Source organism: Bifidobacterium sp. (genome assembly GCF_022640935.1).
Classification (GTDB): domain Bacteria; phylum Actinomycetota; class Actinomycetes; order Actinomycetales; family Bifidobacteriaceae; genus Bifidobacterium.
Map to the genome: position 1 here is coordinate 17,802 of NZ_JALCCV010000026.1, position 10,219 is coordinate 28,020.

At 62.4% G+C, this 10,219-nt stretch carries 5 protein-coding genes; all 5 read left to right on the forward strand.

Features of this window, described 5'->3' with window-relative positions; translation table 11 throughout:
* The first annotated feature begins 182 nt into the window (after positions 1-182).
* Positions 183-3,740, forward strand: a complete 3,558-nt coding sequence (gene dnaE / locus LKG04_RS06920) for a DNA polymerase III subunit alpha (protein ID WP_291763549.1) — start codon at positions 183-185, stop codon at positions 3,738-3,740.
* 174 nt (positions 3,741-3,914) lie between these two features.
* The gene (locus LKG04_RS06925) at positions 3,915-5,252 is read left to right on the forward strand and encodes a class I SAM-dependent RNA methyltransferase (protein ID WP_291763551.1); all 1,338 of its coding nucleotides are present in this window, start codon (positions 3,915-3,917) and stop codon (positions 5,250-5,252) included.
* The gene (locus LKG04_RS06930; RefSeq protein WP_291763554.1) at positions 5,249-5,929 is read left to right on the forward strand and encodes a sugar ABC transporter substrate-binding protein; all 681 of its coding nucleotides are present in this window, start codon (positions 5,249-5,251) and stop codon (positions 5,927-5,929) included. The genes LKG04_RS06925 and LKG04_RS06930 overlap by 4 nt, the downstream gene beginning before the upstream one ends.
* 108 nt (positions 5,930-6,037) lie before the next feature.
* Positions 6,038-8,572 carry an HAD-IC family P-type ATPase gene (locus tag LKG04_RS06935; protein ID WP_291763566.1) on the forward strand — a complete coding sequence of 845 codons (2,535 nt, stop codon included), beginning with the start codon at positions 6,038-6,040 and terminating at the stop codon, positions 8,570-8,572.
* 176 nt (positions 8,573-8,748) lie between these two features.
* Positions 8,749-10,219 (forward strand): aconitate hydratase AcnA (gene acnA, locus LKG04_RS06940; RefSeq protein ID WP_291763557.1); only part of this gene is annotated, 1,471 nt, incomplete at its 3' end.

The following is a 10,219-nucleotide window of genomic DNA, read 5'->3' on the forward strand; positions in this document are numbered from 1 at the left end:
CACAGCGCTCGCCGTGCGTAGGAGAGACCGAGCGTCCGCCAAGGCCGCGAAGAGGGAGGCCGACGGCTGAGCTACGGTCAGCGTGCTGTACGGCTGGGCCCACGGACTTGGCCATGAATCAGTGCCGAGCCGCGGAGACATGCACCCGCCTCGAAGTCATATTCCGCCGCTATCGTGGAATCATGGCCAATTCCGGAAACTTCGTGCAGCTGCACAATCACACGCATTACTCGCTGCTTGATGGCGCATCGAAAATTCCTGATCTGGTGGCCCGCGCCAAGGAGTTGGGCATGCCGGCGGTGGGCATCACCGACCACGGCAATATGCATGGCGCTTACGAAATGTGGAGCACGGCGGTCAAGGCAGGCATCAAGCCGATCATCGGCATCGAAGCCTATGTGACCCCGGAGACCGCGCGGCAGGACAAGACGCGCGTGCACTGGGGCAATGAATCCCAGCGCTCCGATGACGTCTCCGGCGGCGGCCTGATCACGCATATGACCATGTGGGCGCAAAACGACGAGGGCTTGGTCAACCTGATGAAGGCGTCCTCGGTCGCCAACCTCGAAGGTCGCGTCATGCGTTATCCGCGTATGGATTACGAGGTGCTCTCGCAATATTCCAAAGGCGTCATCGCTTCTTCGGGCTGCCCTTCCGGCATCGTGCAGACCCGTCTGCGCCTGGGACAATTCGACGATGCGCTACGTGCCGCAGGCCAGCTGCAGGACATCTATGGCAAGGACAATTTCTACATCGAACTCATGGATCACGGCCTGAGCATCGAGAGGCGCGTAGCCAACGATCTGCTGAAAATCGCCAAACAGCTTGACGCCCCGCTGCTGGCCACCAACGACTCGCATTATGTGCACGAAGAGGATCGCAGCGCGCAGGACGCCATGCTGTGCATCAACTCCGGTTCGCGCCTGGATGACCCGAACCGTTTCAAATTCGACGGCTCCGGCTATTACATCAAATCCGCCGAGGAGATGCGCGAGCTCTTCCACGACCTGCCTGAGGCCTGCGACAACACATTGGAGATCGCCGAGCGCTGCAATGTGATGTTCGACGACGGCGAGGACGGTGCGTTCATGCCCGAATTCGACTGCCCGGAAGGCTGGGACGAGACTTCCCTGTTCCTCAGGGACGTGCAGGAGGGCTTGGACCGGCGCTACGACGGCAATGTGCCCGACTATGTACTCAAACAGGCCGACTACGAGTGCGGCATCATCTGCCAGATGCAGTTCTGTGGATACTTCCTCGTTGTCGCCGACTATATCAATTGGGCCAAGACGCACGGTGTGATGGTCGGCCCGGGCCGCGGCTCTGCGGCAGGCTCGATGGTCTCCTATGCGATGGGCATCACCGAACTCGACCCGCTCAAGCACGGCCTGATCTTCGAGCGCTTCCTCAACCCTGAGCGCGTCTCGCTTCCGGATATCGACGTGGACTTCGATCCTGAAGGCCGCATGAAGGTGCTCGACTATGTCGGCGAAAAATACGGCCGCGACAAGGTTGCCCAGTGCGTGATCTACGGTACGATCAAAACCAAGCAGGCGCTCAAGGATTCGGCCCGCATCATGGGCTACGAGTTCTCCGTCGGCGAGCACATCACCAAGGCGCTGCCGCCGAGCAAAAACGGTAAGGACGCGAGCCTGAAGGACATCTTCGACCCCACGTCGAAACGTTATGCGGAGGCCCGCGAATTCAGGGAGCTCTACGAATCCGATCCGGACACGAAACGCATCACCGAGCAGGCCAAGGGCATCGAAGGCCTAATCCGGCAGACCGGCGTGCATGCCTGCGCCACGATCATGGGTTCGCAGCCCATCACCGACACCTCGCCGCTACTGGAACGCACCGACGGCACGGTCACCACGACCTTCGAATACCATACCTGCGAGACGCTCGGCTTGGTCAAGATGGATTTTCTCGGGCTCTCCAATCTTACGGTCATCCGCGACACGCTGCTCAACATCGAGCGCAATGGCAAGGATGGCATCGACTACACCAAGATCCCGCTGGACGATAAAGAGACCTACCAGCTACTCTCCCGTGGCGATACCCTGGGCGTCTTCCAGCTTGATTCCGATGGCATGCGCTCGCTGCTGCGCCAGCTCAAACCCGATAACTTCAACGATATTTCGGCGCTTATCGCGCTGTATCGGCCAGGCCCGATGGATATGGATTCGCATACCAATTACGCCAAGCGCAAGAACGGTTTGCAGCGCATCATCCCGATCCATCCCGAGGTGGAGAAGCCGTTGGCAGCGGTGCTCGACGAGACCTATGGCCTGATCGTCTACCAGGAGCAGGTGCAGTCGGCGGCGCGTATCCTGGCCGGCTACTCGCTGGGCCGAGCCGATGTGCTGCGCCGCGCCATGGGCAAGAAGAAGCCCGAGGTGCTGGCCAAGGAGCAAGGACCGTTCTTCGAGGGCATGAAGGAGCACGGCTACTCGGAAGAGGCGGCGCAGGCGGTGTGGGATATTCTCGTGCCCTTCTCCGGATACGCGTTCAACAAGGCGCATTCCGCCGCGTACGGGTTGATCTCGTACTGGACCGCCTATCTCAAAACGCATTACCCGGTCGAATTCATGGCCGCGCTGCTGCAGAACGAGCGCACGAACAAGGACAAGACGGCGCTCTACTTGGGCGAGGCGCGCCGCATGGGCATCCAGGTGCTGCCGCCGGATGTCAACGAGTCGATCCTGGAATACTCGGCAGTAGGCGACGTCGTGCGTTTCGGCTTAGGCGCGATTCGCAACGTCGGCGACAGGGCAGTGGACGATATCATCGCCGAGCGCACGACCGAGCGCGGCCGCTATGTCAACTTCATGGATTTCATCCGGCGTGTGCCGCTGACGGCGCTGAATCGTCGTTTGGTGGAATCGTTGATCAAGGCGGGAGCATTCGATTCCATCGATCCCAACCGCCGGGCGCTGTTCCAGATCCACGCGGCGGCAATCGATTCGGTGGTCAGCCTCAAGCGCAAGCAGGCCGAAGGCCAGTTCGACCTGTTCGCCGACATGGATGGCGACGCAGATGCCGAAGCAATGGGCGACGCGTCGATAGTCGTGCCTGACATCGAGGAGTGGGACAAGAAGACCAAGCTGAACTTCGAGCGCGAGATGCTGGGCCTGTATGTCTCCGATCATCCGTTGAGCGGTATGACGGCGGTGCTGGGCGGCCTGCGTGAGATGTCGATCGCGCATTTGATCGACCGCGCGGCCACGATGGACGAGCGCCAGCAGGTCACGCTCGCCGGGCTGATCACCAGCGTCGATCGGCGCGTCTCGCGCAAAGGCAACCCGTGGGCCATCGTCACCATCGAAGACATGGAGAGCTCGATCCAATGTATGTTCTTCGGCAAGGTCTATGAAGCGGCTTCGCAGGATCTGGCCGTCGACGAGATCGTGCAGATACGCGGCCAGGTCGAAGTCCGTGACGAATCCACGCCCAGCATCCGTGCCACGGAATTGCAGGTGCCGACATTGGAAGCAGCTGACGAACGACCGTTGATGATCACTTTGCCGACTGTGGCGCTGGACCGCAGCCGCATGGGCCAGCTCGGCCAAGTGCTGCACGACCATCCGGGGTACTGCGAGGTCAAACTCGCGGTGCTTGACGACCATGGCAACGCCCGCGTGCTGACATTCGGCGACCGGTTCCGGGTCAAACGCGACACATCGTTGTTCGCCGAGATCAAGATCCTTTTCGGACCCAGCTGCTTGCCTGCGGCGTAATCGCAGGCGATCGCATATTGTCGAAGGCAGCAGGGGCGTGCAGCCGATGAAACTGCGCAGTTGAAGCCGATCCATACACTCGCGGCTGATGCCGAGGCGTCCCCGCATGCACCCTGTACCCGCCCGTGACACGCCGTAGCAATACATGTTCCACAAATAAAGGAGATCGCAGCAATGCAGACCGAGGCACGCATCGAACGTTTCGCCGACCAAGGACGCTGCGTGGCGCATATCGACGGCCGCGTGGTGTTCGTGCGTTTCGCTTTGCCCGGCGAACTGGTGCATATCGAACTTGACGAGCCGCACGAGCGTAAGGATCGCTTCTGGACCGGCGAAGTAGTCGACGTGCTCGAGCCCAGCTCGTTGCGCGTATCGCCGCCGTGGCCGTTGGCGGGGCCACTGGCCGCTGGCGGCGGAGTCGGTGGCGCCGATCTCGTTCACGTCTCGCTGCCAGGGCAGCTGGCGTGGAAATCCGCCACCATCACCGAGCAAATGCGCCGTATGGGGCATGTGGCGATCGACGACGTCCCGGTCGAGCGAATCGCAGGGGACGAGGCGGCACAGGGCCTGCATTGGCGCACCCGGGTCGAGATGGTTGCCGACGACGAGGGCAGGCCGTCGATGCGCAGACGCGGCACGCATGTGCGCGTCCCAATCGACACGATGCCATTGGCATCGAGCGCCGCGCTGGCCGTGATGGGGCGGCAAGGGCTCTGGGACGGCAGGCTGGAACCGGGCGCGCGCATCCGCGTCGCCGTGCCCGAGCCGCGCATATCGCAGCCGGAAGCCTTGCAGCCGGATAGCGGCCAGCTTGATGCAGCGGGCGGCGACGCGTTGCTCGAGGCCGTCGGCAGCAACTACGCCATCCAGATAGAAGGCACGACCGTCGCCGGATCCGATGAATTGCGCGAAACCACGATCGTCGGCGGCAGGCGGTTCTTCTATCGTGTCGACGCCGGGGGGTTCTGGCAGGTGCATCGTCGGGCTCCGCTGGTGCTGCCCGAACACGTGCTTTCGCTGGCCAGTCAGGTCATGGCCGGCACGGAGGCACCTGTGGTCTGGGATCTGTTCTCCGGATCCGGGTTGTTCACCCTGCCGCTGGCGAGCTGCATTCCGGACGCCAGGACGCTCAGCGTCGAAGGCTCGGCGGCTGCTGTCAGGAACGCGCGCAGGAACCTCGCCGACATCGGTTTGGAACAGGATCGTTGCGACGTGCAAATCGGCGATGTGGCGAAGGTCCTGAAGCATACGCCGCGTAAACTGGCGCATCCCGATATCGTCGTGCTCGACCCGCCCCGGGCAGGCGCACGAAAGGAAGTCTGCAGCCGCATCGCTGCGGCCAATCCAGCGGCGATCATCTACATAGCCTGCGATCCGACCTCGCTGGCGCGCGACACCGCCACGCTGACCGGTCTGGGGTATGCGCTCGCCGATATCCATGCCTTCGACATTTACCCGATGACCCACCATGTAGAGACCGTCGCGCTGTTCACCCGGGAAAACCGCGCATGATCCGATTGATTCGCAGAAACGAAGCTGCAGCGACACCGAGCAGAAAACCCCAGGCAGGATGGGGCGCGGCGCGCGGTCCGGTCCGGCAATGGCCCAAGGCGCGCACGAGCGCAATCATCGGCGCGTTTTCGCTGGTGTTGGCGGCTGTTATGCTGCTGGGGTCGTGCGCGCCGCATGGCGAGGCTGTGGGCGATACCGCTCGCCAACGAACGACTGCGATCGCGCATGACAGCATCGACAACAGCGATGTGACTATCGGCTTGATCGGCTCGGCTGATACCAACCGTGACAAACGCGTGCTCAACGCGCTGGCCAGGAGCGATCTGAAAGCCTCCTACGTTTCCACGCAACAGGTCAAGGATCCGGTGCGCGCAGCGCAGGAAGGTGTCAAGGACCTGGCGCTCAGCCCGATCAGCGTGATCCTGATCTGCGGGCTAGACGTTCGGCCTGCACAGATTTCCAGTTGGAGCAGGGCGCTCGGCTTCGTCCGGAGTTCGGGCATCCCGGTAGTGCTTATCGATGCGAAACGGCCGCCCGACGATGCCACGCTGTACGCCATGAGCATGACGCTCGACGATGCTGATTCTTCGGCCGTGCCGCTGCCTGGGGCCTTGATGGCAGTGATCAATGACAATCCGCACGTTCGGTCGCTGACCGTGACGACGAACGAGCAATAGGAGAGGCCGATGCTGGAGAAACCGAAGACGCAGCCAGCCCAGACGCCGCAGACATCCGGCATGGCGGCCAGTCGGCCTGAAACGAATGCGCAGCAAGGCGTGCAGGCGATGCCCCAGGTCGAAGAACGCGGATTGGGCGCGCAGGAAGTCCAGGCGCGCATGGACCGCGGACAGACGAATCTGGTCGACAACCCGGCTTCGCGTTCGTTGGCGCAGATCATCCGCGCCAACGTGTTCACGCTGTTCAACGGCATTATCCTCGTCGCAATGCTCATGGTGTTGGCCACCGGCTCGTGGCGTGATGCGGTGTTCGGGCTGGTTATCATCGTCAACACCGGCATTGGCATCATCACCGAGCTGCAGGCGAAGCGCACGCTGGATCGGCTCTCGATCTTGGTTGCCGCGCATCCGCTCGTGAGGCGGGATGGGCGCAATATCGCCATCAGCCATGATGACATTGTGCTTGATGATCTGCTGTGGATACGTTCCGGCGAGCAAGTGCCGGCCGATGCGGAGCTACTGCACAGCTGGGGGCTCGAACTCGACGAATCGATGCTCACAGGGGAGTCGATCACCGTGCGCAAGCGGCCCGGCGAGAATATCTATTCCGGTTCGAACGCGGTCTCAGGACTGGCCTTGGCCAAAGTCAACGCCGTAGGCAAGCACGGATATGCTGCGAAACTGACCGCTCAGGCGAAGGTCTACACCAAGACCGTGTCCGATCTTAACCGCGGCATCAACACGATTCTCAAGGTGCTCACGTTCCTGGTGGTGCCCTTGTGCGCGCTGCTGATCTGGTCGCAGGTGCGCGCCGTGGGCGGCTGGTCTGAGGCGCTGGCCGGCGGCGAGTGGCGCCAGGCCGTGGTCTCCGCTGTGGCCGGCGTGGTCGGCATGATCCCGGAAGGCTTGGTGCTGCTCACCTCGCTGAACTTCGCCATCGCCGCGATGCGGCTCGCACGCAAGAACACGCTGGTGCAGGAGCTTGAGGCCGTGGAGACTTTGGCCCGTGTCGACTGCCTCAATCTCGACAAAACCGGTACGATCACCGACGGCGGCATCGGGTTCAAGGCGCTGCTGCCTGTGGATGCGAATCGTGCCGAGACTGCCGTTGCGGGCACCGGCGATGCTGCTGACGGCAAGGACCATGTGCCTCGCGAGGTGACGCAAGCCTTGTTCGATCTGGCGCACGAGGAGAATCCCAACGCCACAGGCCAAGCGGTACTTGATGCACTGGCTGGCTGGGGCTGCAAGCCGGGTCGCGTCGATGAGCGCGTGTCGTTTTCGTCGGCGAGAAAATGGAGCGCCATCGCGCGCCAGGGCGAGGGCACATGGTACTTCGGCGCCCCCGAAGTGCTGCTTTCGGCCTTTGAACAGGCTGGAGACAATGCTCAGACATCCGCTTCCGACACCCTCTCTGCTGAGATTGCCGAGTATGCGAACCAGGGCAACCGAGTGCTGCTCATCGCCCGCGGCACAGGCGACATTGCCGCCGACTTCGCATCCAAACCGCGGCTGGACCCAGCCGCGCGGCCTGTCGCATTAGTGCTCTGCGCCGAACGAGTGCGTGACGATGCCAATGGCACCCTGCTGTGGTTCCGTAAGCAGGGCGTGCGCTGCCGCGTGATCTCCGGCGACAATCCGGCCACCGTCGGCTCCATTGCCAGGCAGGTGCGGCTGTGCGGTGACCGGCCTGTGCGCACCATGGATGCGCGTAAGCTGCCGAAAGATATCGATGAGCTCGCACAGGTGATCGATAAGGTCGATGTGCTTGGCCGCGTGATGCCCGAGCAGAAGAAGGCCATCGTCCAGGCCTTGCATCGTGGTGGGCATGTGGTCGCGATGACCGGCGACGGCGTGAACGACACGTTGGCGATCAAGGAGGCGGATCTGGGCATCGCCATGGGAAACGCCGCGCCGGCAACCAAGGCAGTGGCACAGGTGGTGCTGGTCGATTCGAAGTTCTCTCACCTGCCAGACGTCGTGGCGCGCGGCCGCCAGGTCATGGCCAATATGGAGCGCGTCGCCTCGCTGTTCCTCGTCAAAACGGCGTATTCGGTGGCCATTTCCCTGGGCGTCGTGTTCACCGGGATGCTTTTCCCATATCTGCCACGGCATATCACCTATATCGGTGCGCTGACCATCGGCATGCCGGCTTTCATTCTCGCGCTGGCGCCGAATACGCGCCGATACGTCCCTGGATTTTTGCGGCGCGTAATCGAGTTCTCGCTGCCCCGGGGCATCGCGATCGGGCTGAGCGTGCTGATCAATTCGTGGTTCCTTCCCAGGATCATGCAATGGGATATGCAGTCGGCGGCCAATCAGCGCTCACTGTTCACCGTCAATGCCATCATCGTGTTCGCTCTGGGCATTGTGGTGCTGGGTCAGGTCGCACGTCCGCTGCTGTCCTGGCGTGGCGTGCTTGTCGCGCTGTTCGCATTGGCAGGCGTGGTCGGGGCGTTCATACCGTTTGTTGCAGGTTTTTTCGCGTTGCAACTGCCGTCCGGCGACTCCCTCGCAGCCACGGTGATCGCGCTCGCCTGCGCGCTGGTGATCTTGGCGATATGTCAATTCGTGGCTCGAATCGTGCGGCGAAATATGCCCGGAGTACGATTGCCGCACGACAGGCGCAATGCCCGGGGCTGAGGGATCTATACGGAGTCTTCCCTATAGTATGGAACTGAGGACCACCCGCAGCCTTCGTCTATCGGCGTGTGCCTGTGCGCCTGCAGCTGCAAGGCTCGTTGCATAGCCAAGGTCGCGGAAGCGCGCAGCACTTGCCAGGAAACGGGACGATTAGCGCCCCAACGTTCGGAGGAACCATGTCTGTACGAGACGAGCAACTGTCCACGCTCAGCGTGAACGGCACGGAATTCGACTACTACCGCATCGACGATCTGCCCGGCGTGGACCATCTGCCGTATTCGCTGAAAGTGCTGGTCGAGAACCTTATACGCAACATCGACGGCGCGAACATCACTGACGGGCATGTGAAGGCGCTGCTCGACTGGGATCCGGACGCGCAGCCGAGTCATGAGATCCAGTTCACGCCCTCGCGCGTGGTGATGCAGGACTTCACCGGCGTGCCCTGCATTGTCGATCTGGCGACGATGCGCGACGCAGTCAGCGAGCTGGGCGGCGATCCCGAGGTGATCAATCCGCAGGTGCCGGCCGATATGGTGATCGACCATTCGGTGCAGATCGACGCCTATGGCGTCTCGGACGCGGTCGAGCGCAACATGGACATCGAATACCAACGCAACGGCGAGCGTTACCAATTCCTGCGTTGGGGCCAACAGGCGCTGGACAACTTCCGCGTCGTGCCGCCGGGGACCGGCATCATCCACCAAGTCAACATCGAGTACCTGGCCAAGGTCATCATGAGCAAGCCGGGGGAGCGCGGGCGGCAGCTGGCCTACCTTGATTCCTGCGTGGGCACTGATTCCCATACCACCATGGTCAACGGCCTGGGCGTGCTGGGCTGGGGCGTCGGCGGCATCGAAGCCGAGGCGGCCATGCTCGGCCAGCCGATTTCGATGCTTGTGCCGCGCGTCGTCGGATTCAAGCTGACCGGCTCGATCCCCGAGGGCGTCACCGCCACCGATGTCGTACTCACCATCACCGACATGCTGCGCCAGCACGGCGTGGTCGGCAAATTCGTGGAATTCTACGGCGATGGCGTGGCCTCGGTGCCGCTGGCCAACCGCGCCACCATCGGCAACATGAGCCCTGAATTCGGCTCGACCTGCGGCATCTTCCCGATTGACGACGTGACGCTTGACTATCTGCGTCTGACCGGGCGCAGCGAGGATCAGGTCGCGCTTGTGGAGGCCTATGCCAAGGCCAATAAGCTCTGGGGCGACACCAAGGCCGAAGGGTATGTGGAGCCGAAATACTCGGAGTACCTCACGCTCGATCTGGGCACTGTCGTGCCGTCGATCGCCGGTCCGAAGCGCCCGCAGGACCGCATCCGGCTGTCCGAAGCCAAGGACTCTTTCGCCGCGACGCTGCCGGATTATGAAACCAGCAAAACCGCGCAGGAGGCGATTTCGGTCAGCACGGATTTCCGCGGCGACTTCGATGTGGCCAACGGCGACGTGGCCATCGCTTCGATCACCAGCTGCACGAACACCTCGAACCCTTCGGTGATGATTTCCGCCGGTCTTCTGGCGCGCAACGCGCATGCCAAGGGCTTGACTCCCAAGCCGTGGGTCAAGACCTCGCTGGCGCCGGGCTCGCAGGTAGTCGCCGATTATCTGAAAAAAGCCGGTCTGCAGAATGACCTCGACGCCC

What these genes read in the sequence shown, in the direction of transcription:
- dnaE (WP_291763549.1), top strand. Translation starts at nt 183, where the DNA reads ATGGCCAATTCCGGAAACTTCGTGCAGCTGCACAATCACACGCATTAC.
- LKG04_RS06925 (WP_291763551.1), top strand. Translation starts at nt 3,915, where the DNA reads ATGCAGACCGAGGCACGCATCGAACGTTTCGCCGACCAAGGACGCTGC.
- LKG04_RS06930 (WP_291763554.1), top strand. Translation starts at nt 5,249, where the DNA reads ATGATCCGATTGATTCGCAGAAACGAAGCTGCAGCGACACCGAGCAGA.
- LKG04_RS06935 (WP_291763566.1), top strand. Translation starts at nt 6,038, where the DNA reads ATGCCCCAGGTCGAAGAACGCGGATTGGGCGCGCAGGAAGTCCAGGCG.